This is a genomic window from Porphyromonas sp. COT-290 OH860, from assembly GCF_000768935.1.
Taxonomy (GTDB): Bacteria; Bacteroidota; Bacteroidia; order Bacteroidales; family Porphyromonadaceae; genus Porphyromonas.
This window is the reverse complement of record NZ_JRAR01000065.1, coordinates 11,847-35,149: the sequence shown is the minus strand read 5'-3', so window position 1 is coordinate 35,149 and position 23,303 is coordinate 11,847. Positions and strand designations below refer to the sequence as shown.

The following is a 23,303-nucleotide window of genomic DNA, read 5'->3' as shown; positions in this document are numbered from 1 at the left end:
TATTGTGCAATAGTCTCATAGCACACTCCTCTAACATAAATGAGGGAAAGAAGCGTATGGCTATCGTATATATGGATATTTAGGATTGGCATAGACTTGCTCGATCATGAAGGTCGTCATCAGACGCCCCGTAGCATCACCCCCTGCGTGTAGTATGGGCTTTTGGTGATGCCCTCCTTCTAGGCCGAGGGCGAGTCGTCCGCCTTCTTGGTCAAAATTCATACCTAGATCTATAAGCTCCTGTATACGTTTAGGAGCTTCCTCGGTGAGTATGTGTACTGCACTGGGTAGACAAAGTCCTCGGCCAGCCTCTATGGTATCTTCATAGTGTGCTTGAGACGAATCCGTCTCTTCGATAACGGCAGCGATGCCTCCCTGTGCATAGTAGGAGTTGCTCTGCTGCAAAGTAGACTTAACTAACAGAGCCACATGTGCATAATGGGAGAGCCGCAGAGCCGAGTATAACCCAGCTAGCCCCCCTCCTACTACGATATAGTCAAATTGTTTCATGACGGACAAAACGATTCGCACGTAAAGATAAGCCTTTTGGTCTGCTCTAGACCCCTAAAGACCTTCTGTTATGCGGAAAGTCTAGGCCGCTGCCTGCCAATCGTCACTGCAATAAGCCCCAAAAATTCATCAAGCCAACTTAAGGATACGTATCGCTCCACGTATGACTACGGCGAAAACCGCTAGGCCTACAAACAAATCGGGGATATTACTCTGCGACCACCAGACCAATAACCCTGCTACAATCACTCCGATATTGACTATAACATCATTGGCTGAGAAGATGACGCTAGCCCTAATGTGCGCCTCTTGGTTCTGCATGCGCTGTAGTAGCCACAGACAAGTTGCGTTACCAAGAAGAGCCAGCAGACTAATGCCAACCATATCCTCAAACTCTGGCATTACTTCTAAACCCCAAAAACGCCTTACCACCTCAACCAAACCAAGAACAGCTAGACCCATTTGTAAATAGCCACTTAGTAGAGCCACTCGCTTCTTCCGCAACACTGTAGCCCCCACAGCCATCAAACTCATGCCATAGACAAGGGCATCGGCAAGCATATCAAGGCTATCGGCCACGAGTCCCATGGAGTTGGAGAGCAACCCAAAAGCCATCTCTACAAGGAATAGCACGAGGTTAATCATGAGTACGATCCATAGTACTCGCCGCTGCCCTCTAGCGTCATAGTCTAGCGGCTCGGCATATTGCTCTAGTTTCGTCTGATTAAGGCGCTCAGCACCTAAGCCTAGAGCATACAGATCCGCCTCAAAAGGGCCGTCGGCGTCGGCATGAAAGACAGAGAGGAGCCGCCTATCAAAATCAAACTCTAGTTGCTTAATGCAACTATACCTCTCGAGCTTCATACGGATTAGACGCTCCTCGCAAGGACAGTCCATGCCCGAGATGTGGAATACAGATTTGTACATCGTGAAGTTCATATCGGCCTCGGGTGCGATGCGCAGGTATGGGTACTATCCACTAAGGCATCGGCCATATCTACGCATCTACCCATAGCTTCGTTACTATTCCGCCTAACACTAAAAACTACTACTCGGGGAGTAGCTCTATTTCCTCCAGCCAAGCCTTAGCCACCGCATCGCTAGGCATACGCCAGTCCCCTCTTGGGGAGAGGCTAATACGGCTAACTTTAGGCCCATCGGGCATACAATTACGCTTAAATTGCTGGGAGAAGAAACGTCTATAAAACTCCTTCATCCAGTGCTTAATGGTCTTGGGAGAATAAACATCTCTAAATGCTACACTCGCCAAATAATGAATTTTGCTAGGTGTGTAGCCATAGGCTAGGAAGTTGTAGATAAAAAAGTCGTGTAACTCGTATGGCCCTACTATGTCCTCCGTGTGCTGGCTAACCTCCTCTCCTATATGCTCGGTGGACTTGAGCTCTGGGCTAATAGGAGTATCGAGAATAGAGTAAAGCACCTCCTTGATAGATACCCCGAAGTGATGAGTATCGGCCAGATAGCGTACGATGTGCTGAATCGAGGTCTTGGGTAAACCTGAGTTGATGGCATACATAGACATATGGTCCCCATTGTAGGTGCACCAGCCGAGAGCAAGCTCCGACAAATCGCCAGTACCTATAACCAAAGCATGATGTTTGTTGGCCAAATCCATAAGGATCTGCGTGCGCTCACGAGCCTGACTATTCTCATACGTTACATCTTGAATCTTGGGGTCATGGTCAATATCTCGGAAGTGTAACATCGTTGCCTCCGTAATGTCAATCTCCATACTTGTGATGCCCAGCTCTTGCATTAGCTTGTGTGCATTGGTTTTCGTACGACTAGAGGTGCCTAAGCCCGGCATCGTCACCCCGATAATCCCCCTGCGTGGTAGGCCAAGGAAGTCGAATGTAGCCACCGTGGCCAGCAGAGCCAGAGTCGAATCGAGGCCACCCGATACTCCGATTACCGCAGACTGAGCTCCAATGTGCTTGAGGCGCTGGCTTAGGGCACAGATCTGTATGTCGAAAACCTCCGCACAGCGTGTCGCTCTCTGATCCTCTGGCAAGAACGGATTAGGCTCTATGTGCCTAGTAATATCTCCCGACTCCTCTGCCGAGCGCAGCATAAAGGGGATCTCTGTAAGCAGACCTCGCTGCGTGTGATGCGAAACGGAGGCTCTGAAGCTGCTGTTGCATAGGCGCTCGCTCTGGATACGGCTAACGTCTATATCGTTGATGAGCAAACGCTCCTCGTAGACGAAGCGTGGCATCTCGTCCATAATACGGCCAATCTCGGCGACGAATGCCTTGCCCGTGTAGACCAAATCGGTAGAGCTCTCTCCGTAGCCACAGGAGCAGTACACATAGCCGCATAGATCTTGGCTAGAGAGGCCGCTTATGAGCGAGCGCAAGTAGGCGTGCTTACCAATGCTCTCGTTGCTAGCAGATAGATTGAAGATGATGTGTGCTCCATAGAGAGCTAGGCGTGTGCCGGGGGTATAGGGCGTCCACATATCCTCACAGATCTCGATACCGATAGCCACTTCGCCCGATCTGAAGAGCAGATTATGCCCGATAGGAACCTCCAAGCCTCCTATATTGGCAATGGTAAACTGCAGATCACGGGCAGGAGAGAACCACCGAGCCTCTTGGAACTCTCGGTAGTTGGGCAGATATGTTTTGGGGATAGCCCCCAGCATACGACCACTCTGGAAGGCGACTGCTGAGTTAAACAACTTTTCTTCCACCTTCACGGGCATTCCCACCAGTACGAGCACCTTAGTATTAGCCGTGCGTTCGACCAGCTCTACGAGCTTACGTTCGGCTTCCTGTATAAGGAAGGGTTGTAGAAATAGATCGCCACAAGTGTATCCCGTGATGCAGAGTTCGGGGAAAGTCATAATCTCCACTCCCTGCCTATCGGCTTGTAGGATCATCTGCTCGATACGCTCTGTGTTGTAGCCGCAATCTGCTACTTTGACGAAAGGGACAGCTGCTGCCACCTTAACGAAACCGTGCTTCATAATGCTTTTCTTCTTTCGTTCGCTCTAGGCTATTGGCCATGTTTTATATAATCTATCTGATAGCCCAGAAAAGTTAATGCACAAATGTAATCAATCTTCGCAAACGAAGATTGATTACACTGAGGTGCACCCCAAAAAGGTTAGCCCCCCAACCGCTATGTTATTAGATTTGGCAGATAGATGCTAGCGAAGCTCGTCGCTAAGCATTGATTCGACTAAATAACTCCTCCGCCGCAGCTCTAGGGCCATCCTTAGCTTGCCCCTCTATGGCTAGAGCTGTATGCATCTCGCCCACCTTGACCCCTTCGTCGAATAGAGCTGTGAAGAACTTACGAATCAGCACCTCGGCCACTGCCTGCTCCTGCACTGGTCCAAATGGATTGGCGAAGTAGGACGTCACTAGGCCCTGCTCGGTTGTCGTACCCTTGGCTCTGCGTGCCCCCGTCTGGAAGACCTCTATCGCCTGCTCTAGGCTATCAAACAGTTGTATCTTCTGCTCTACCTCGGCATAGTTATTGGCATAGAGGAAGTAGTCTACACTATACCCCTTCGAGATCACCTCGTAGGTGGAGATAGGTATGGTCACTCGTGCATTGACCTTATCGGGATTGGTATAGATCCCTCGGTCGAGCTGGGCAAAAGCATACATCGGGTCAAGATCATCGGTACGCACAAAAGCGCCAATCTCTGTGCCATAGGCTCTAATCTTGCCAGACGGATCGAACTGCAGATATCCCATATCGTCGAAGATGACACGCATATGTCTAATGTACCGTTCATTGAGTGTACGGAAAGCTTCTAGGCTCTCGGACTTACCAGCTCCACTATCGCCCATAATCACGATGTTGGCTTCACGCCCATTTTTAAGTGCGATATTGACCATAGCCCCATGAATAGGCAAATTACCTCGCTCCATTTGCTTGATGTTGTGTAGCGTCAAGAGCATCTTTTTCATGTAACCGAAGTAGTCAATCTCATCACTATAATTGGCATAACCGATCATGATGTCGTTCTTGCGGTCTTTGTAGTAGAATGTCCGCTTCTCATCGTGACCATCGTCGTAGCCGAAGACGTAGATCAGATCTGGCTTTTTGCCTACATACTCATCATTTTTAGCCAATTCAAACAGATTGGCAAGACCGATCCCGTGACACATAAAGTCCTTGTGGAAGTAAACAAAGGCCATGAGATTACCAACCTTGGCAGGGAAGAGAAACCACTCATCTTCGTTGAGCACCATGTGTGCGAGCGGATTGGTTTTGTGCTCCATGAAGATGCCGTCACGGGTATTCTTCTTCGTGTACGATATGTAGGGAGGATTGATGATGACCGAGCCAATGAAAGGGATAGACGCCAGACCTCGATACTCGATGGGGCAGTTCCAAGTGACATCATTCAAGATTAGCCCTGCATTGGCTCCAGCCTTGGTCTGATGATAGACGTCTGTATTGAAGCCATTGACGACCCGTTTGGTGCGTCTGTATATGGAGAGGAGCAACTCGTTGAAGAGCTCATAAGCCTGAATGAAGCGAACATTCTGCACCCCCTCACCCAAGCGGCTGTTGTGTACGATGGCGACACGCTCAAGCCGACGCCAGTATTCGTATAGCAACTCGATGAGCTCGATGAATAAATCTCGATCTTTGAAGAACGGCGCATACTTATTGTTTACCTCTAGTAGCTCCTCTACCTCACAGACACTCAAGAAGCGAATAACCTCCATAAGCGAGCGCACCAAGTTATCGTCCGTGTGAAAATCTTCGATGAAAGCATCATAGATGATCGGGTTATCCTTCTTTAGCCTAGAGATAAATGTTTCGACAACCCGTCCGAAGGCGTAGCTACTGAGTATCTTGCGCCGATTATCGCAGTACTTAGAGGTAAAGTTCATGATCGCTCGACCTCTATTTAAGGTAAATTCTTGTAGCATAATTCTCCTTTTTATCGTTATTAAGACTCTCTTTTGCTCTAGTTTTTTTTGGCTCGATATAGCACATAACAAATGTACGATTTTTATTACTGCTCAGCAAAATAGAGGGGGAATGCGCTCTATAAGCTGCCTCTGACCTCTCTAGCTCATACAAGCGCATGGCTATACATAGTATGCAAACTGCTATGCTACTTGTGCGCCCCTGCTCGGCACGAACTTCGTCTTCACCCTCAGTCTTAGTGCCACCTCTCGCACGATTATAGCTGGAGTAAACTCCGCTCTGCTCCCGACTTATGCAATCCTTTTGCATTTTGCATATTCTGAAGCACCTTAAAGGAGCTACTGCACAAGTGAATTTTGATACATACCCTCTAGATCGGGAGTACTAGAGGCACACGCATCAACTCTAGAGCAAACCTTGCGCTACATAGAGGGAGGTTTGCGCTATGTAGAGATAGGCTAACTCTATATAGAGCAAAGCTAGCTCTAAACTTTTCTTGTCGTAGGCCGTCCTTTTTCGTTGGCTATTGACTAACTTTGTTGTATTACTTTTTATTCATCATTTATTCTATCATCTCTATGGCTAAGTATATTATGACACAGCTCCCCGACCTCAATGGGGCGGGCAAGCACATCACCTATCCCAAAATGCAGATTGCAGAGCGCATTGGCCTGCAGGAGCTAGCTCACAAAATCTCTATGGCCTCCAGCTTTACCGAGGGCGATGTCGTCGGGCTTGTAGCCCTTTTATGCGACGAGATAGCAAGCAAGGTGGCCGAAGGCTACTCCGTCAAGGTCGATGGGCTAGGTACTTTCACAGCCAAGCTCGCCCTCAGAAAAGGTATAGATAGAGAAGAAGAGGGCGGCACCAAGCGCAATGCGACAAGTATCGAGCTAAGGGGTATCAACTTCCGAGCAGACAAGGTGCTCGTGCGGACAGCCAATGCCCACTGCAACCTCACTAGAGCACAGAGCCCGAAGAGGCAGACACCTATCGGGGGCGAACAGGAGCGCCTCGGCAGGGCTTTGGCATATCTACATAAGTATCCGACGATGAACATTCGCACCTATGCATCTATTACAGGCCTAGAGCGAACTGCCGCAGGGCGAGAGCTACGAGCCTTCAAACAAAAAGGCTTAGTCGGCTCCATCGGCCGAGGTACTCACCTACTCTATACCCTGCCCTAGCTGGAGTCGTATCTGGTTCAACTGGGACAAAATAGAGGGTGTTGGACAAAAAGACTAATTTTGTTTGAGGATACAGCACTAAAATCTTACAGCAATGGGGTTTCGATCAATGAAATACTTACTCGATAGAGCAATCTCTCCTCGCCCAGCGAAGAGGCATCTACAGGAGGCCGAGGAGGACTTCCTCAAGGCCGTCTATCATGCAGCACAAACGCAGGAGAGCACCACTCTAGAGGCTATCGCCCAAGGGCTGGGGCTATCGGACGAGCTATTGGCGCAGATAGTAGGCTCGCTCGTACTCCAAGGCCATATGCAGTCTACCCCTCTTAGACTTACCAAACAGGGGGAGTACAGAGCATTACGCCTAATCAGAGCGCATCGTATCTACGAGAAGTATTTGGCTGAGCACTCCGGCTACAAGCCCGAGGACTGGCATCAGATGGCCAATAAGATGGAGCACCACATGAGTGAGGAGGAGCAGGCACGCATCGCTTCTCTGCTACGCAATCCTCTCTTCGACCCACACGGTGACCCCATTCCCTCCCATACGTTAGAGCTGCCACAGACGACACAACTAATAACAGGGCATATTACGCCCGGGCAGTGGCTCCGCCTGTTACACATCGAGGACGACGACATAGAGCTCTTTGCCAAGATCAACCAAACACATCTTGCTCGTAATGCAGTGCTTCAGATCACCCAAGTTACACCCGACCATTTCGTTTTTCTCTACGAGGGCGAGCAGCATACCCTACCACTTGTAGCCCTAGAGGCTCTGACTCTTACACAGCTCGAGCCTACGGACGAAGCCATCGAGCAAGCTCGTCGGGTCAGACGTCTGACAGCTCTATCCGAGGGAGAGGAAGCACTTATTGTGGCCCTCTCGCCTAGCTGTCGAGGAGCCATGCGCAGACGATTGATGGATCTGGGCTTCGTACGTGGCAGCCGTGTGAGCATCGAGATGAGAAGCCCTATGGGTAACCCAATAGCCTATGTGGTGCGTGGCTCGGCCATTGCCCTAAGGCACGATCAAGCCCAGTACATCTTGATCGAGAAGAACTAATCAGTACGCATCATGATATATGAATAAGCAATGTCCACCGTCTTCGGGTTGCTCCCACTGCCCTCAAGCTGGCTCTGCCAAACTCGAGCGCAAAGGAGAGCGAGCGACCCAAGCACTCTATACGATAGCCCTAGCAGGCAACCCCAATACAGGCAAGAGCACCATATTCAATAACCTAACAGGGCTCAAGCAACATACTGGGAACTGGCCGGGCAAAACCGTAGGCAAAGCCGAAGGAGCCTTTGCCTATGCAGGACAAGAGTACCGCATCATCGACCTACCCGGTACCTACTCTCTCTCCTCTACGAGTGAGGACGAGGAGATTGCCCGTGACTTTATCCTCTTCGATGCTCCCGACGTGACCATCGTCGTGGCCGATGCGACACGGCTGGAGCGTAACATGAACCTCATCTTGCAGGTGCTACAAATCACCGACCGAGCCATCCTATGCGTTAATCTACTTGACGAGGCCAAGCGCAACGAGATCGAGATAGATCTCAATGCCCTAGCCCGACGCCTAGGGGTGCCAGTCGTAGGCGCATCGGCTAGATCCTCTATGGGTATGGAGGAGCTACTTGCGACCATGCGAGGTGTAGCTAGCGGCGAGATTGTCTGCCAGCCAAGGCGCAGCACCGCTCTACCCAAGGAGGTGGAACAAAAAGTCGCTCGACTGAAAGCAGCCGTACAACAAGCTTACCCCGAGAGCAGTAATGCTCAATGGATCGCCTATCGACTCCTAGAGGAGGATCCTAGTATCGTCGAGCGCTTCGGTTCCGAGCCCCTACTCTCGCTAGCAAGAGAGATACACCTAGAGCTTGGGGAGGATCTACACGAGCGCTGGATTGAGGGGATCTATGCCGAGGCAGAACAAATCTGCTCAGAGGTCGTGCGCCAAGCCAATAGCCGTGGACGCTCACCTATCGACATCAAACTCGATAGGATACTTACGAGTCGCACATGGGGCTTTCCCATCATGATTGGGCTTTTGGCCTTGGTATTTTGGCTAACAATCGTTGGCTCCAACTACCCCTCTGGCTGGCTCAACGAGCTACTAGTTGGCTATCTACACCCAATGTTTCGCTCTGTTTTTGAGCACATACAAGCTCCTTGGTGGCTCACAGGGCTACTAGTCGATGGCGTCTATTTGGCTACGGCATGGGTAGTATCGGTGATGCTCCCACCGATGGCAATTTTCTTCCCGCTCTTTACGCTCTTAGAGGACTTCGGCTATCTCCCTCGTGTGGCCTTCAATCTGGACGAACTGTTTCGTCGCTCTGGGGCACACGGCAAGCAAGCTCTAACGATGAGCATGGGCTTCGGGTGCAATGCCGCTGGGGTTGTTTCCACTCGTATCATAGATAGTAATAGAGAGCGGCTGATCGCTATTATCACGAATAACTTCTCACTTTGCAACGGTCGCTGGCCAACCCAGATCCTTATCGGGACTCTTTTCATCGGGGCTGCCGTACCTAGTGCCTACTCTTCGCTAGCGAGCATCGGGAGTGTGTTGCTGGTTGTGCTACTGGGCATAAGTCTAATGTTCGCTTCCTCATGGTTACTCTCACGCACGGTGCTGCGTGGAGAGGTATCCACCTTCCACCTAGAGCTCCCCCCATACCGACCACCCCAATTCTGGCGCACGCTCTACACATCACTTATAGATCGCACACTTATTGTGCTGTGGAGGGCGATTATTTTCGCTATTCCTGCAGGAGCACTCATCTGGATCTCTAGCAATGTGCACATAGCAGGCGATAGCATTGCGACTCATCTAGTGCATTGGCTAGACGCCCCGGGGTGGTTCCTTGGGCTAAACGGCATTATCCTGCTAGCATACGTGCTAGCTATACCAGCCAACGAGATCGTTATCCCCACCGTCTTGATGCTTACCGTACTGATGAACCCCGAATTGGGCAACGGAGCAGCAGGCGTACTGACCGAGGGGAGCCCAGAGGAAACCAAAGCTCTACTAGAAGCCAGTGGCTGGAGCATGCTTACCGCCGTCAATCTGATGCTATTCTGCCTGCTACACCACCCATGTAGCACGACGATATATACCATATATAAAGAAACTGGTAGCTTGCGCTGGACGGCGATTGCTACGTTCCTACCTCTAGGGCTGGGCATCATCGTCACAGCCCTAGTGGCGACACTCTGGCGTGCTTTCGCCTAGTACAGATTGTGGCAGAGGACGTACAGTTGTGCATTTGTGGCAAGTGGCATATTTTTGGAGAAGAATCAGACTAAAAACTCAAACGAAACAACATAATGATACTAGAAACAAGCTGGGAGGTATGTAATAAAATGGGCGGTATCTATACCGTCCTCAGTTCGAGAGCTAGAGCCATGATGCAGGCGCACGAGGGCTCAGTCGTTTTTATTGGCCCTCTGCTGGCTCAAGAGAGAGAACCTTTACCCATAGACTTCGAGGCTTGCGTCCCCGAGGAGCTAAGCGCATGGGTGAATAGCCAGCAGGCTAAGCTCCCCCTACGTACGGTAGTGGGTCGCTGGAGTGTGCCGGGCAGACCAGCGGTGGTACTGGTAGATTTCACTCCACTATGGCAGGAGCGTGAAAGCCTCTACTTCGAGATGTGGCAGCAGTATGGCTTACAGAGCGACAAGGGTTACGGAGATTACGACGAGGCAAGCTTATTCGGTGTAGCAGCAGCTCGTGTGATGCATAGTATTTTGGAGATACTGCCCAGGCGGAGCAAGCACATTGCTATCTTCAACGAGTGGCAAACGGGAATGGGACTACTCTACTCCAAGACAGTAGAGCCCAAGCTCCGCACCATGTTCATTACCCATGCCACCACGGTGGGTCGCTCAATCGCAGGCAATGGCAAGGAACTCTACGCCTATATGGAGCACTACAATGGTGACCAAATGGCGTGCGAACTGAATGTAGAAGCCAAGCATTCGGTAGAGAAGCGTGCGGCTCACACTGCAGACTGCTTCGCCACTGTGAGCAAACTTACGGCTCGTGAGTGCAAACAGCTCATCGAGCGTGAGCCCGTAGTGCTGCCTAATGGCTTCGAGGGTGACTTCGTCCCCAAGGGACGTGCCTACGATCGTGCACGCAAGAAGGCTCGGGGACGTCTAGCTAAAGTGGCTTCGGCGCTTACTGGTCAGCCCATTACCGACAAGGCTTGCTTCATCTCTCTAGGCGGGCGCTATGAGTACCGCAATAAGGGCATTGATCTCTTCGTTGAGTCTGTAGCTAAGCTCAGACATAGCTATGCGGGCAAACGGCCCATCGTAGCCTTCCTACTCGTACCGGCTTGGGTGGCAGAGGCGCGTGCAGACCTCAAGTATCTGCTAGATCACCCAGAGGAGGCAAGCACAGGGGCACTCCAGCACCCTAGTCTGACGCACTGGCTACACAATATGCAAGACGATGCAGCGCAGAGCCACTTCCGCTACCTAGGGCTTGACCAAGCAAACGAGAGAGTCAATATGATCTTCGTCCCTTGCTATCTACACGGTAACGACGGCATCATAGACCTCAGCTACTATGATCTGCTCATCGGCATGGATCTGACTGTCTACCCAAGCTATTACGAACCTTGGGGATATACTCCGCTAGAAAGCATAGCATTCGGCGTACCGACCATTACAACCAACTTTGCGGGCTTCGGTCTTTGGGCAGAAGATCAGCTCAGTGGCCAAAAACGCTACGCCGAAGCGGGTGTCCCAGTACGCCTCGTGGAGCGAACAGACTACAATACCGAAGAGGTGGTCAACGAAATAGCCAACCATATTGAGGCACTTGCCTCTGGCAAACTAGGCACAACAAAGGAACTACGTGAGGAGGCCATGGCTCTAGCCGAGCAAGCTGAGTGGAAGCACTTCTACAAGCATTACCTCAAGGCCTACAAGGGTATCAAGTAGTAGTAGCAAAACAACACTGTTAATTATATAGACTTTATGGCAAATAGGTTTAGACTCCTTTTGATGCTCCTGCTCCCTCTAGGGCTAACCCCTCAAGCCGAGGGGCAGTACTCGGTACACCGCCCTGCACGCAGCACTAGAGGAGTTGAGATGAGAGCTGTCACCACAAGTGGTGTGGGGGGAGCAAAGACGACAGCACACGTTCGTCTGTCACAGCTCTCCGAGCAGGATTTCCCTCGAGATAGCTCACGAGAGCAAGCGTTTCGTGTGCTTCGCTTTGCTGTGAATAGAGAGCTAAACCTATCGCCAGAGAGCTGTGGTGAGTGGCTGATCGATGATAGTGGTTGCTATACATGGAGTCTTACAATCACAAGCCCTGATGCGAAAGGCATCGGGCTTACTCTCAGTCAATATCATCTACCCAAGGGTGCTGCTCTATACATCTATGGCGCTGATAAGCTCAGACGAGGTGCTTTCACCGATGCCAACAACAACACTGACGGATTGCTCAGCCTAGCTCCTGTGCTGGGCGAACAAATTACTCTAGAGTACGAATGCCCCCCCGATGGTGTGCGCACAGTCCCATTTGTCATCAAGACACTACACCACGACTACCTAGGAATGCGTACCCAGATCGCCCGTAGCGCCATTGCCGGAGAGCCGATATTCGACCGCAATCGCAACACATTACCTAAGCTGGACTGTGCACGCAATGTGGTCGCTTTCCCAGAGTGGAGCAACCAATCTCGTGCCACACTCCTGCAAGTCGTCAGCGGTGGGCTATACAGCACAGGTACGCTAATCAACAATTTGCGAGGCGATGGTACAGCCTATGTACTCACTGCGGCTCACAACGTCAATCGACTCTACGATCTCATCGACCTAGAGCAAATCAAGCAAGAGGCCAAAACGACTGTTTTCTTCTTTGGCTTCCAAAGTCAAAAAGCCAATGGCAACATACGTGGGACAGAAGAAATGACGCTCAGTGGCGCCGAATTGGTAGCCTATAACCCCGAGGCTGATATGGCCTTGCTCCGCATCACAGGGCTACCCAAGGACGCAGACGACAATCTGTTACCTATCCCTGCGGCCTACAATGCCTACTATGCTGGCTGGAATACTAGCCCTACCCCTCCCCACCCCTACGTCGGTATTCATCACCCTCTGGCTACAACTAAGCGATACAACCAAACGACAAATGCACCAATAGCTATCGAGGACAACTACTCCATAGGTATCGGACTCTCATGGGACGAGAAGCACTGGTACATTCCTCGCTGGGAGATTGGCACAACGGCGGCAGGATCGTCGGGATCTGGCCTATTTGACAAGAGCGGTCTGCTAATCGGCGCTCTGACGGGAGGTGCCTCAACCTGTAGCTCGCCCGAGAGCGACCACTACTACGCCATTCACCGCACTTGGCTTGAGAAGACTGACTTTATGAGCCTAAAGCCTTTCCTAGATCCAGATGATACGGGTGCTACTTTGTGCGCAGGTTATGATCCCAATGCGACTAATGCTATTTATCGCCTAAGTGATTTCCCCCCCAATTCGCCCAAGCAGGACGACATACAGCTGCTGCCAGCCGAGAAGCTCAGAGGTATAGGACGTATCGTCAAGCTAAAAGAAGGTGCAGTTACCCCCCTTGGAGTCTATCTACTCTTCCGTGGCGATAATCATCTGCAGACATCGTTCCCACAGATAGACATCAGACTGAGAGAACTCTCCCAAGACCACACCTTAGGGCAAACGGTCTGGCAAACGGAGCTAAACACTGCGACCTTCCAACGCTACGAGGAGAAGAAGAATAAATTCGATAGCGCAGGTCGCACCCTAGAGGGAGATACCATTGAGCTATTCGTGCCTACATTATCAACTCAGCAGCCAACCTCTCTCAAGAAAGGATCCTATATGCTCACGCTCACACCTAAATCTGCAAACGAGTTTATCCGACTACCCTTACTCTATCAAGCCAAACGTAAGACGGCAACGAGCTGGAATATGTTTGAGTTGAGCGAGTCTGGCTGGGCGCCTAGCAACGGAGACCTATGGGTAGACCTCCTAGTGCAGTCGCCTACGCCACCCGAGGTGCTAGCTATCCCCAACCCCGCTGTGTCGGGTACAGAGATACAATGCTACTACTACCAATCTCACCTCTACATACTCCTGCCCAAACAATTGCCCTCGGCACAGCTGCGTTTGTATAGCCTCAATGGGCAACTAATATATGAGCAGAATCTCTCCTCGGGAGTAGAGCACATCTTGCCGATCAACTTCTTGGCTACTGGTGGGGTGTACATCGCTCATATTGAGGCTGAGGGAGTGAAGCGTACGCTTAAATTCATCTATCAATAAAATACGATGACACTGATCGAGTTACTCAAACGCAATCGGAGCTATCGCCGCTTCGATCGCTCGGTACGTCCTAGCCAAGAAATTATGGCCTCTTGGATAGAAGGACTGCGCTATACGGCCTCGGCACGCAATATGCAACCGCTCAAATATCTACTTGTGACAGACGATGCTCTGTGCCACACACTCAGCCAATCAGTCGTTTGGGCTGGATACCTAGTCGAATGGGCTGGGCCATGCGAAAACGAACGCCCGACGGCCTTCGTGGTGCAGCTACTTGATACACGCTTGGCCTCAAATGCTAGATTTGATGAAGGGCTACATCTAGAAGCCCTAGGGCTAATGGCCGTAGAATCTGGCTTCGGAGCATGTATCTTTCTCTCTTTCGACCCCAAAAGAATAGCAACTATGCTCGACCTCCCTGAGCATCTGATGCCCATCAGCCTCGTAGCCATTGGTAAACCTATTGAGCAGGTAGAAGTCAGAGATGTAGATGCTGAGGCAAATATCCGCTACTATCGAGATGAAGAAGGACGACACTACGTCCCCAAACGCAAACGAGAGGAACTAATCTATCGTACAATCCAATAATCCCCCGTAGAGTTATGAAAAAGAGCTTGCTTAGCTACTTCAAAGAGTGCTACATGGTGAACTATATAAACCCTCGTGGCCGTGCACGCCGCAGGGAGTTTTGGGGCTTCCAACTGTTCTATGCAGTTATTTTGGTCTTGCTTTTGTTTGCGGGATTGCTTCTTTGGGGGCCGCACGAAGACGAAGCATGGGTGTCGGGTACGACACAGACACCTCTAGGGAGTAGCAATCCTTTGCAAATGTCCTTGGCTATCGTTTTTTCACTAATTAGCCTTCCTCCATTCTTAACCCTCTGTATGCGCCGATTGCACGACATCAACCGATCGGGCTGGTGGGCTACGCCTATCCTCATAGTAGGTGCTATATGGGGAGTTCTCATGCTCTTCTCCCTGACAGCCACCTCCAGTGAGCACTCTATGCTACTAATATGGGGCAATGCCGTAGTAGGTATTGCTTCGATTGTCGTAGCGCTCATCTTCATTGTCTTCTTCCTCATGTCTGGCACACGTGGCGCCAATCGCTATGGCCAAGACCCCAAAGCTCTACACGCCACAAATTCGGAACCCAATTAGCCCCGAAAGTCCATAAGACAGAGGAGGATATAAGTAACAAAAACGATAAGCCCTTGGGAGGTTGCGTTGAGCAACAGCTCCCAAGGGCTTATTCGTAACAATACCAGCGCTCCAACCAGTTCTATTTTGCACACCCCTACACACGAGCAGAAATTGAGCCTCCTGTGGTATTCTTCCAGCGCAAAGTTTTCTTAGCTAGCTATTAGCATATCCCATTCGAAAGTCCAAAAGGATTTTTGGGCGGTAGAAGTTGAACCAAGAAATCAGGTCGAGAGCATCGAACCTCCCAGAAAAATCTCTAGAGCAAGCCTTGCTCTATCGGAAGTAAGGCTTGCTCTACATAGAGGAAGACCCCCTCTATATAGAGGTAAGTTAGCTCTAGAGAAAATGTACCGCAAAGCTAACCCTACATAGGCCTGCCAAACAACCTCTGGACTAAGACAGCTAGCGCATCAGACACATCACTCATGCAACGCAAACACACATATGGTGGCAACAAGCACGATCAAACTCTATCAAACTAGAAGATAAATCTAAGTCAATAGGTCAAACTCCTCGCCCAGCACCCCTCTAGTCATGGTAGTCAATACCGAAATCTGCTTACCTTTGTGAGAAAATTAATTAATAGACCCAAATGACAGAGAATCCTATATTCGCACCATTTAAGACGCCACATGGTGCGTACCCATTCGATCGCATCACAGAGGGGGACTATCGTGAGGCTTTCGCCGAGGCAATTGCTCAGAAGCGTGCCGAGGTCGATGCCATAATCTCCTGCTCCGAGGCTCCCACGTTCGAGAATACAATCCTTGCCCTAGAGCGCTGTGGCAGTGCCTTGGAGCGTGTTACCGGCATCTTCTTCAACCTACTACATGCTCACAGTACGGACGAGCTGATGAAAATCTCGGAGGAGATCATGCCTACGCTCTCCGAGCTCTCTACCTACATCATATTATCAGCTCCTCTATTCGAACGCATCAAGACTGTCTACGACTCTCGTGAGAGCCTCAATCTAGAGGAAGAGGAGCTTCGCCTGCTGACAAATTGCTACGAAGGCTTTGCCGAGAGCGGTGCATTACTCTCGCCTGAGGGCAAAGCACGACTAGAGGAGCTCAGCCTAAGCCTAAGCCAGTGTAGCCTAATGTATGGTCAAAATACGCTAAAAGACCAGAAGCGCTATCGTCTACACTTGACCGATGAGTGCGATGTAGCTGGCATGCCAGAGAGCGCCCTAACAATAGCCAGAGAGGCAGCCACAAGAGAGGGACACAAGGACGGCTGGCTATTTGACCTAAGTGCACCAAGCTACTTCGCCTTTATGCAGCACGCCCCCAAGAGCGATCTGCGGCGCAAGATGTATCTAGCCAAGATGAGCGTCGGAGCGGCAGGTGACGAGTACGACAACCAAGCCAACATACGTACCCTCGTCAATGGACGCCTTGAGGAGGCAAAGCTCCTCGGATATCCTACTTTTGCAGACTATGCCCTGCACAAGCGTATGGCACGCAAGCCAGAGCGTGTGTACGAGCTACTAGACAAGCTTCTACTTGCCTACAAGCCTGTTGCCGAGCGTGAGATCGAGCAGATCAAGACCTTCGCTCACGAGCGGGGAGCTATGGGAGAGCTAATGAGCTGGGATTGGAGCTACTGGGCAGAACAGTACAAGCAAGCCTACTACGAGCTAGACGATGAGATGCTGAGGCCGTACTTTGAACTTGGTCGTGTTACCGATGCTATCTTTAGCCTAGCCCATCAGCTCTACGGCATCAGCTTTGTCGAGCGCCAAGATGTACCCGTCTATCACCCAGACGTCAAGACCTATGAGGTGCACGACTCAGACGGTGGCTATCTAGCTTTGCTCTACACCGACTTCTTCCCCAGAGAGGGTAAGCAGAGTGGTGCGTGGATGAATACACTGCAAGATCAGTATGAGCAAGAAGACGGCTCTGACCATCGCCCACACATCATCTTGGTAATGAACTTCACACCACCGACGAGCGACCGCCCTGCACTGCTGACGGCAGGAGAGGTCAATACTTTCCTACACGAGTTCGGCCACGCCCTACACGGTATGCTCTCCAAGTGCCGATTTGCCTCTCTTAGCGGTACAAGCGTGGCACGTGACTTCGTAGAGCTACCTAGCCAACTGATGGAGAACTGGCTCGCAGAGGAGGACTGGCTGCGTAGCTTCGCTTTCCACTACCAAACTGGCGAACCAATCCCAAGTGAATACGTGGAGCGTATGGAGCGTGCCAAGCACTTCCTCGTGGGCTATGCCGCTTGCCGACAGCTTAGCTTCGGCTTGCTCGATATGGCTTGGCACACACTCACAGAGCCCGTAGCGGACGACCTAGACATCAAGAGATTTGAAGGTGAGGCATGGCAAAGGGCTCTAGTACTACCGCCTTCGCCCGAGGGTACAATGATGAGCACCTCTTTCGGGCACATCTTCTCAGGGGGATATAGCGCTGGCTACTATGGTTACAAGTGGGCTGAGGTCTTAGATGCTGATGCGTTCTCTGTCTTCAAGTCCCAAGGATTATTTAGCCGTGAAGTGGCTGATCGCTTCAGACGAGAGATCCTCTCGCAAGGAGACAAGCGTGAGGCGATGAATCTGTATGTAGCTTTCCGTGGCCAAGAGCCGACGATCGACGCTCTACTGGAGCGTGACGGCATTAGCCCCCAAGGCGCATAGCCCTAATAGATCATCACTTCAGATGTAACAGACGAGATACTTTCGGATATAACGCAGCAGGGGCTGTAGTATGCGAGCCAATTAGCTCTACTACTACAGCCCCTGCTGCATACCCCAATGAAGTATTAAGGCTCAAGCCACTCCCTCGTCCCTTATAGGCAGAATGAGCTAAGCTCATTGAGGTTAGGCTCCGTGGCGGAATCTCGAAATCAATCTAGAGCCACCGTCTAGTTCTGTGGCAATACTCATCAAAAGATTTGCCAAATTTCGCCTTCAATACTTGCTCCTCGGGCCTAATTTGGAAGTAAGTTATGTACACCATGAAACCTACAACCCCAAGCAAGGTCAGCAGCTCTCCCTGCCAAAAAGCCCAGCCAACAAGCATGATCGCCAGCCCCAAATACATCGGGTTGCGAGTAAATGCATAGATCCCCGAGGCAACAAGCGCTGTGCTGTTCTCAACTCTATGTGGGTTAAGCGTCGTACGGGCTCGTCGAAAGGCTACTACACCGGCAAAAGCCACGCACACACCTACCATGAGACATGCCACAGCGAGGTAGAGTGAGCGAAAGTCAATAAACGAGACATGACGTGCCACAACCCACATCAGTAAGGCGAATAGAGCAAAAACTACTACGGGGGGTATTTTCAGCTTCATGATACTTCCGTTCCTTTATTGATCGCTAATAATATCAAATGGTCATCTACTTTTGGCGCAAAGGTATCATTTATCCTAGAGATAGCTTATTGATACATTGCCTACTATAATCATCTACCCTAATCACTATCTCGAAGACACATCAAACAACGCATCTAAACTACACCTTATGAGCCTATTGCTCAATGCTAGGGTTATATCACCATGTTCTTTCCAATCGTTTTTTGCTGCTTGAGGCTGTGTTTTTTTGCGTGTTTGAGCGGCTTTGGGAGCCTTGAATACTATCCCCCTATCCCCATCCCTGAGGGAAATATCCCTCAGGGATGGGGATTTTACGGTTATTTGGCTGCTTGTGCTTCAAGCAGCCAAATAAGCACAAAATGCCCGACCTTGTAGCCCATTGCTCACAAGGTCGGGGTAAAGGGGGAGGATACCCAAGTTGNGTGCTTCAAGCAGCCAAATAAGCACAAAATGCCCGACCTTGTAGCCCATTGCTCACAAGGTCGGGGTAAAGGGGGAGGATACCCAAGTTGAAAAACACAGCCTCAAGCAGCAAAACACGACTCGAAGGAACTGAGGCGACGAAGGGGTTTATTGTGCAATGGTCTCATTTTTGTAGTTGCTGTAACAAGGGAAAAGTTAGAAAAAGGAGACGCTAAAGATAATTTGTTCTCTGCAAGGAGCGCAGGCAAAATGATATACTCAGAGAAGTAATGCTCTATCTTGATGCTTGCACAGCTCAATCGCTCCCAAGCACCAACCCGCCCTGTTCCTTGATTACAGTAATACGTAGTTTTACCTCTACATTCTCCTCTCTCCCCAAAAAGAGAAACTCCGAAACCCTTTACTACAAGGACTTCGGAGCTTCGTTTGAGGTTCCTGGCGGATTCGAACCGCCGTAAACGGTTTTGCAGACCGGTGCCTAACCACTCGGCCAAGGAACCTTATTTTGAGTGAGTCGCCTGGGGTTCGAACCCAGGACCCCATCCTTAAAAGGGATGTGCTCTACCGACTGAGCTAGCGACTCTACCCTAAGCAATCGTCAATACCTGATCTCGAATTGCGATGCAAAGATAGGAAAAGAAACCGAATAATACAAGCAATTTGACCAACTAAACCCTCATTTAATCTCATCTGTACTGATAAAGAGCTGATGACAAAAACTTTAATATTGACACAAAATCTCTACCAGCAAGCATCAACAATGAGAAATAAAAAAACTTACCCCAACCTCTACAACCTATATCGTAGAGGCTGGGGCAAGTGTGTAGCTATTTATACTACTAAGCCGATGAGCTTAGACTAGCAGAGCTTCCATCTCAGCTGCCTTCTCCTCTAGGCACTGCAGATAGCGGAACTGTGCCAGACTTCTGTGTAGGTTGTGTTCTGGGTGATGCACCTTGAAGTAGGTATCTCCGTTGATGTAGTCTGCCAAGAAGCGCACGGTCTGCATGTAAGTCATTAGGCGACCACCATAGGCAATCAGACTACGCTCCGTTTCGTTGAGGAACTTGCCTGCGGTAGAGAGATAGCCCTCGACGAATGCCTTATAGATCCCCATATTCACACCGATTTTGCTTAGATCTACCTCATCTTCTGGAGCTAGATTAACGCCCGTACGAATAAAATCACCCACATCACTGAGTATGAATCCCGGCATCACCGTATCCCAATCGACTACACAGAGCACACGCCCACTCTTGTCGAAAAGTACATTGTCCACTTTAGTATCACAGTGAATCGTACGCTTAGGTAGCTTACCCTCGGCATATAGTCGATCTTGTAGCAGCATATCTTCACTACGCTTCTCTAGCTCTGCCACCAAATCTTTAACCTTAACTGCTCGCCCTACGGGATCGGCAGAGATGGCCTCACGCAACTGCTGCAAACGGAAAGACATGCTGTGGAAGTCTACAATCGTATCGCCAAGCACACCCTCTGGGATATCGGAGAGCATCTCCTCAAACTGCCCGAAGGCTTCGCCTGCATAGCGAGCAGACTCACAAGATAGCTCCGAGAGGCTCATGCTATCGGGGATGAATGTACATAGACGCCAGTAGTTCTCGCCATCGAAGTAATAGTTGCATTCAGGATTGCTCTTCAGGGGCAAGAAGTTGAGATACTTACGCTCCACATCGGGATCTCCAGCCTCTGTAAGCTTGCGGCGAATAGTGTCGGCGACAATAGCTACATTGCGCTGCAAAACCTCTACACGAGGGAAGACGTGGTGGTTGATACGTTGTAGCACCCAACGGTCTACGCCTTGGGCATCCGCTACTGCATAAGTATCGTTGATGTGACCATTACCAAAGGCTCTAACGCCACCGTACTGATCACAAGCGATAAACTGACAGACTATATCCTTCATCATTATGAGTATGATAATTTATAATGTGGCACAAATATAATATAATTATGTTTGATAGAGAGCTCTATTTTTTTGATTTATCGTACTATGCGGCCATGCCTCTCCTTACAACTAGAGATTACTTCCACCCAAAAATTAGTCAAGCAATGGCAAAAGCAATCTAGAAGACAATAAAAAGACCTTGCCCCACAAATCCATCAAAGGGATTTGTGGGGCAAGGAGCTAAATTATCAAAACTATAGGTAAACGGGAAAAGACTAGAAAGTAACTGTCGTACCTAGCAAGAAATTAATCCCAGCCTGTGGGAAGTAGCGCACATCGCTATAGGTCGTACCATCGGCTTGGATACCTGTATCATAGATATAACCATTGCTAGAGTAAAGCGTATTGAGCAGGTTATTGACCTGCAGAGATACGTTCCATTGCTTAGCTAGCGACAGAGGCAGGTCATACCCTAGGCGAAGGCCAAGCGTATGATAGGCAGGCAAACTGCGTACGGCGTCGGCTGTATTGTCGAGATACTGCTTGCCGACGAACTGAGAGATCAGACTAGCATCAAGGCCAGAGTATACGAAGTTCAAGGCGTTGGTCATAATCACCGAGGGAGAGTAGGCAATATCCGTATCCTTGTACTTGACTTCCTTCAGGCCAGACCACTCCCAGTCCTTATCATAAGTAGAGAAGTGATAACTATAGTCCTTAATCTTGCTTTGGCTCAAGGCGAGCGAAGCGTCCCAGCGTAGCCAGCTAGTCAGCTTAAAAGCTGACATCACCTCTAGCCCCATTCGGTAACTCTTGTCCACGTTCTCTTGGAGCACACCACCCACATCGCTCAGCTTACCATTAGCCACCAACTGATCCTTGTAGTCCATGTAGTAGAGATTAGCAGATAGCTTGAAGTTCTCACCTGTGTAGCCATAGCCGAGCTCATAGTCAATCATACGCTCGTGGCGTGGATAATCTGCGGGCGATACCTCTGTATAGCCCTTACGATTAGGCTCGCGGTGCGCCACAGCCACAGAAGCATAAGCGTGATGCTCTGGGGCGATTTGATAGTATAGACCAGCCTTGGGGTTGACGAAGTTGAAGGTCTTATTCAGATTAATGTCCTGCATCTTCTTGCGCTTGGAGTCGTAGCCATCATAAGTTCCATCAATGCGGTAGTTGATGAAGCGATACTGTAGGTCGGCGTACGCCGAGAGCGCCTGCGTGATCTGATAATTGGCCTTAACGTAGGCAGCAGCCTGCCCCTTGCGTCCAATATCTTGATAGTAGCGACTCTCAGGGTAAACAGGCTCGGAATAGTTCTCTACCCAGCGGCGCTCGCCGTAGTGATCGCCATAGTAGTAGTTGCCCGAGAGGCCTGCATTCAACTCCCAAGCCCCCTGCTTCCAGTTGGCAGAAGCGATGAAACCATAGAAATCATTATCTAGGTACTTACGGCGGATAAGCGAAGTATTCGATACAGTCTTGCCATTGGCATCCTTAAACTTATTGAGCCCGTACTCTACCAGTTTACGTCCTGTGCGGTATTCGTCGGTATAGCCGAAGCCCTCGGTATAGTGCCCTGTAAGGTTGAGGGATAGGCTCTCACTAGGGCGATGCGTCAAGATGAGCTGATAGTGCTTCTGCTTGTAGTTGTCCGTATTGGGGTAGTAATAGGCCTGATTAGCGGGAGCTTTGGGGTTGACATGCCCGGCAGGATTGTATGTACGACCAAATTTCTCCTCCTGCTCCTTACTGATTCCATTCCACGCAATGCCCGTCTTCTCTACACCACCAAAGGTAACGAAGCGCAGAGCCGTACGCTCGCCGAAGTAACCAGCTTGTACGAAGTAGCTACCCAAATCGACCGTAGCGCGATCGACATAGCCATTGCTCGTAATCTTGGAGAGGCGCGCATCTACAGCCCAGTGTCCCCCGAGACGTCCTGTGCCGACACGTACATTGCGGCGAAAAGTCGAGAACGATCCTCCACTCACCCCCACCTCTGCGTGCGGCTTGAGCGACAGATTGTCCGTACGCATATTGATGCTTGCCCCGAATGCGGCTGCACCATTGGCGGAGGTACCTACCCCGCGCTGTATCTGTAGCTCTTGGACGCTAGAGGCGAAGTCTGGCATATTGACCCAAAAGACAGCTTGGCTCTCGGAGTCGTTGACGGGCACACCATTAGTGGTGATATTGATGCCCGCAGCATCTACCCCACGCACCCTAAGGGCAGTATAGCCCATACCCGTACCAGCATCGCTAGTAGCTAAGACAGAGGGTTGCATCTGTAGGAGGAAGGGCAGGTCTTGCCCGAGATTGCCCTTCTTGATGGTCTCTTTGGTTAGATTGGAGTAGGACATCGGAGTCTTTTTAGTAGCCTTGGTACCCAGGACCGACACCTCTTGTAGTGCGATCACCTTAGTGGTGTCTAGTACGCTTGTGCTCTGCGCAGTGGCCCCATAGACACAGCTAAGGCATAGAGCTGATAATGCAATTTGCTTCATC

Annotated in this window: 15 protein-coding genes and 2 tRNA genes; 8 read left to right on the top strand and 9 right to left on the bottom strand. The window is 50.3% G+C overall.

Annotated features, from left to right (window positions below):
- Positions 1-60: 60 nt before the first annotated feature.
- The 4 genes from HQ41_RS07490 to HQ41_RS07475 form a co-directional block, all read right to left on the bottom strand.
- Positions 61-510: an FAD-dependent oxidoreductase gene (locus HQ41_RS07490; protein WP_044189988.1), complete on the bottom strand. Its 450-nt coding sequence runs from the start codon at positions 508-510 to the stop codon at positions 61-63.
- A gap of 129 nt (positions 511-639) precedes the next feature.
- A complete protein-coding gene (locus HQ41_RS07485; RefSeq protein ID WP_235316932.1) occupies positions 640-1,449 on the bottom strand; it encodes a cation transporter in 810 nt (269 codons plus the stop codon).
- Positions 1,450-1,558: 109 nt separating this feature from the next.
- A complete protein-coding gene (locus tag HQ41_RS07480; protein ID WP_255327563.1) occupies positions 1,559-3,502 on the bottom strand; it encodes an NAD(+) synthase in 1,944 nt (647 codons plus the stop codon).
- A gap of 196 nt (positions 3,503-3,698) precedes the next feature.
- On the bottom strand, positions 3,699-5,429 hold the full coding sequence (locus tag HQ41_RS07475) for a hypothetical protein (RefSeq protein WP_044189982.1): 1,731 nt from the start codon (positions 5,427-5,429) through the stop codon (positions 3,699-3,701).
- A gap of 579 nt (positions 5,430-6,008) precedes the next feature.
- Here HQ41_RS07475 and HQ41_RS07465 point away from each other — a divergent pair.
- From HQ41_RS07465 to HQ41_RS07430, 8 genes are all read left to right on the top strand, one after another.
- On the top strand, positions 6,009-6,617 hold the full coding sequence (locus tag HQ41_RS07465) for an HU family DNA-binding protein (RefSeq protein WP_044189978.1): 609 nt from the start codon (positions 6,009-6,011) through the stop codon (positions 6,615-6,617).
- Between the two features lie 109 nt (positions 6,618-6,726).
- Positions 6,727-7,680, top strand: a complete 954-nt coding sequence (locus tag HQ41_RS07460) for a metal-dependent transcriptional regulator (RefSeq protein ID WP_044189975.1) — start codon at positions 6,727-6,729, stop codon at positions 7,678-7,680.
- A gap of 19 nt (positions 7,681-7,699) precedes the next feature.
- On the top strand, positions 7,700-9,853 hold the full coding sequence (gene feoB / locus HQ41_RS07455) for a ferrous iron transport protein B (protein ID WP_044189973.1): 2,154 nt from the start codon (positions 7,700-7,702) through the stop codon (positions 9,851-9,853).
- 95 nt (positions 9,854-9,948) lie between these two features.
- On the top strand, positions 9,949-11,571 hold the full coding sequence (locus HQ41_RS07450) for a glycogen/starch synthase (RefSeq protein ID WP_044189971.1): 1,623 nt from the start codon (positions 9,949-9,951) through the stop codon (positions 11,569-11,571).
- Between the two features lie 36 nt (positions 11,572-11,607).
- Positions 11,608-13,926 (top strand): T9SS type A sorting domain-containing protein, encoded by a 2,319-nt coding sequence (locus HQ41_RS07445; RefSeq protein ID WP_152567366.1) that lies wholly within the window; start codon positions 11,608-11,610, stop codon positions 13,924-13,926.
- Between the two features lie 6 nt (positions 13,927-13,932).
- On the top strand, positions 13,933-14,514 hold the full coding sequence (locus tag HQ41_RS07440; protein WP_044189967.1) for a hypothetical protein: 582 nt from the start codon (positions 13,933-13,935) through the stop codon (positions 14,512-14,514).
- Between the two features lie 14 nt (positions 14,515-14,528).
- The gene (locus tag HQ41_RS07435) at positions 14,529-15,086 is read left to right on the top strand and encodes a DUF805 domain-containing protein (protein ID WP_044189966.1); all 558 of its coding nucleotides are present in this window, start codon (positions 14,529-14,531) and stop codon (positions 15,084-15,086) included.
- A gap of 634 nt (positions 15,087-15,720) precedes the next feature.
- Positions 15,721-17,781 (top strand): M3 family metallopeptidase, encoded by a 2,061-nt coding sequence (locus HQ41_RS07430; protein WP_044189964.1) that lies wholly within the window; start codon positions 15,721-15,723, stop codon positions 17,779-17,781.
- A gap of 214 nt (positions 17,782-17,995) precedes the next feature.
- Here HQ41_RS07430 and HQ41_RS07425 read toward each other — a convergent pair whose 3' ends face one another.
- The 5 genes from HQ41_RS07425 to HQ41_RS07405 form a co-directional block, all read right to left on the bottom strand.
- Positions 17,996-18,439 (bottom strand): isoprenylcysteine carboxylmethyltransferase family protein, encoded by a 444-nt coding sequence (locus HQ41_RS07425; RefSeq protein ID WP_052405347.1) that lies wholly within the window; start codon positions 18,437-18,439, stop codon positions 17,996-17,998.
- A gap of 873 nt (positions 18,440-19,312) precedes the next feature.
- Positions 19,313-19,383, bottom strand: a tRNA-Cys gene (locus HQ41_RS07420).
- Positions 19,384-19,393: 10 nt separating this feature from the next.
- Positions 19,394-19,466, bottom strand: a tRNA-Lys gene (locus tag HQ41_RS07415).
- Positions 19,467-19,736: 270 nt separating this feature from the next.
- Positions 19,737-20,807 carry an aminoglycoside phosphotransferase family protein gene (locus tag HQ41_RS07410; protein WP_152567369.1) on the bottom strand — a complete coding sequence of 357 codons (1,071 nt, stop codon included), beginning with the start codon at positions 20,805-20,807 and terminating at the stop codon, positions 19,737-19,739.
- Positions 20,808-21,064: 257 nt separating this feature from the next.
- Positions 21,065-23,302, bottom strand: coding sequence for a TonB-dependent receptor (locus tag HQ41_RS07405; RefSeq protein WP_044189958.1), 2,238 nt, complete (start codon positions 23,300-23,302; stop codon positions 21,065-21,067).
- Between the last annotated feature and the right edge of the window lies 1 nt (position 23,303).

Bases quoted from the DNA above. Each gene is read 5' to 3' on its own strand.
- feoB (WP_044189973.1), top strand. From the start codon at position 7,700: ATGAATAAGCAATGTCCACCGTCTTCGGGTTGCTCCCACTGCCCTCAA.
- HQ41_RS07425 (WP_052405347.1), bottom strand. From the start codon at position 18,439: ATGAAGCTGAAAATACCCCCCGTAGTAGTTTTTGCTCTATTCGCCTTA.
- HQ41_RS07460 (WP_044189975.1), top strand. From the start codon at position 6,727: ATGAAATACTTACTCGATAGAGCAATCTCTCCTCGCCCAGCGAAGAGG.
- HQ41_RS07490 (WP_044189988.1), bottom strand. From the start codon at position 510: ATGAAACAATTTGACTATATCGTAGTAGGAGGGGGGCTAGCTGGGTTA.
- HQ41_RS07410 (WP_152567369.1), bottom strand. From the start codon at position 20,807: ATGAAGGATATAGTCTGTCAGTTTATCGCTTGTGATCAGTACGGTGGC.
- HQ41_RS07450 (WP_044189971.1), top strand. From the start codon at position 9,949: ATGATACTAGAAACAAGCTGGGAGGTATGTAATAAAATGGGCGGTATC.
- HQ41_RS07430 (WP_044189964.1), top strand. From the start codon at position 15,721: ATGACAGAGAATCCTATATTCGCACCATTTAAGACGCCACATGGTGCG.
- HQ41_RS07465 (WP_044189978.1), top strand. From the start codon at position 6,009: ATGGCTAAGTATATTATGACACAGCTCCCCGACCTCAATGGGGCGGGC.
- HQ41_RS07405 (WP_044189958.1), bottom strand. From the start codon at position 23,302: ATGAAGCAAATTGCATTATCAGCTCTATGCCTTAGCTGTGTCTATGGG.
- HQ41_RS07485 (WP_235316932.1), bottom strand. From the start codon at position 1,449: ATGAACTTCACGATGTACAAATCTGTATTCCACATCTCGGGCATGGAC.
- HQ41_RS07435 (WP_044189966.1), top strand. From the start codon at position 14,529: ATGAAAAAGAGCTTGCTTAGCTACTTCAAAGAGTGCTACATGGTGAAC.
- HQ41_RS07440 (WP_044189967.1), top strand. From the start codon at position 13,933: ATGACACTGATCGAGTTACTCAAACGCAATCGGAGCTATCGCCGCTTC.
- HQ41_RS07445 (WP_152567366.1), top strand. From the start codon at position 11,608: ATGGCAAATAGGTTTAGACTCCTTTTGATGCTCCTGCTCCCTCTAGGG.
- HQ41_RS07475 (WP_044189982.1), bottom strand. From the start codon at position 5,429: ATGCTACAAGAATTTACCTTAAATAGAGGTCGAGCGATCATGAACTTT.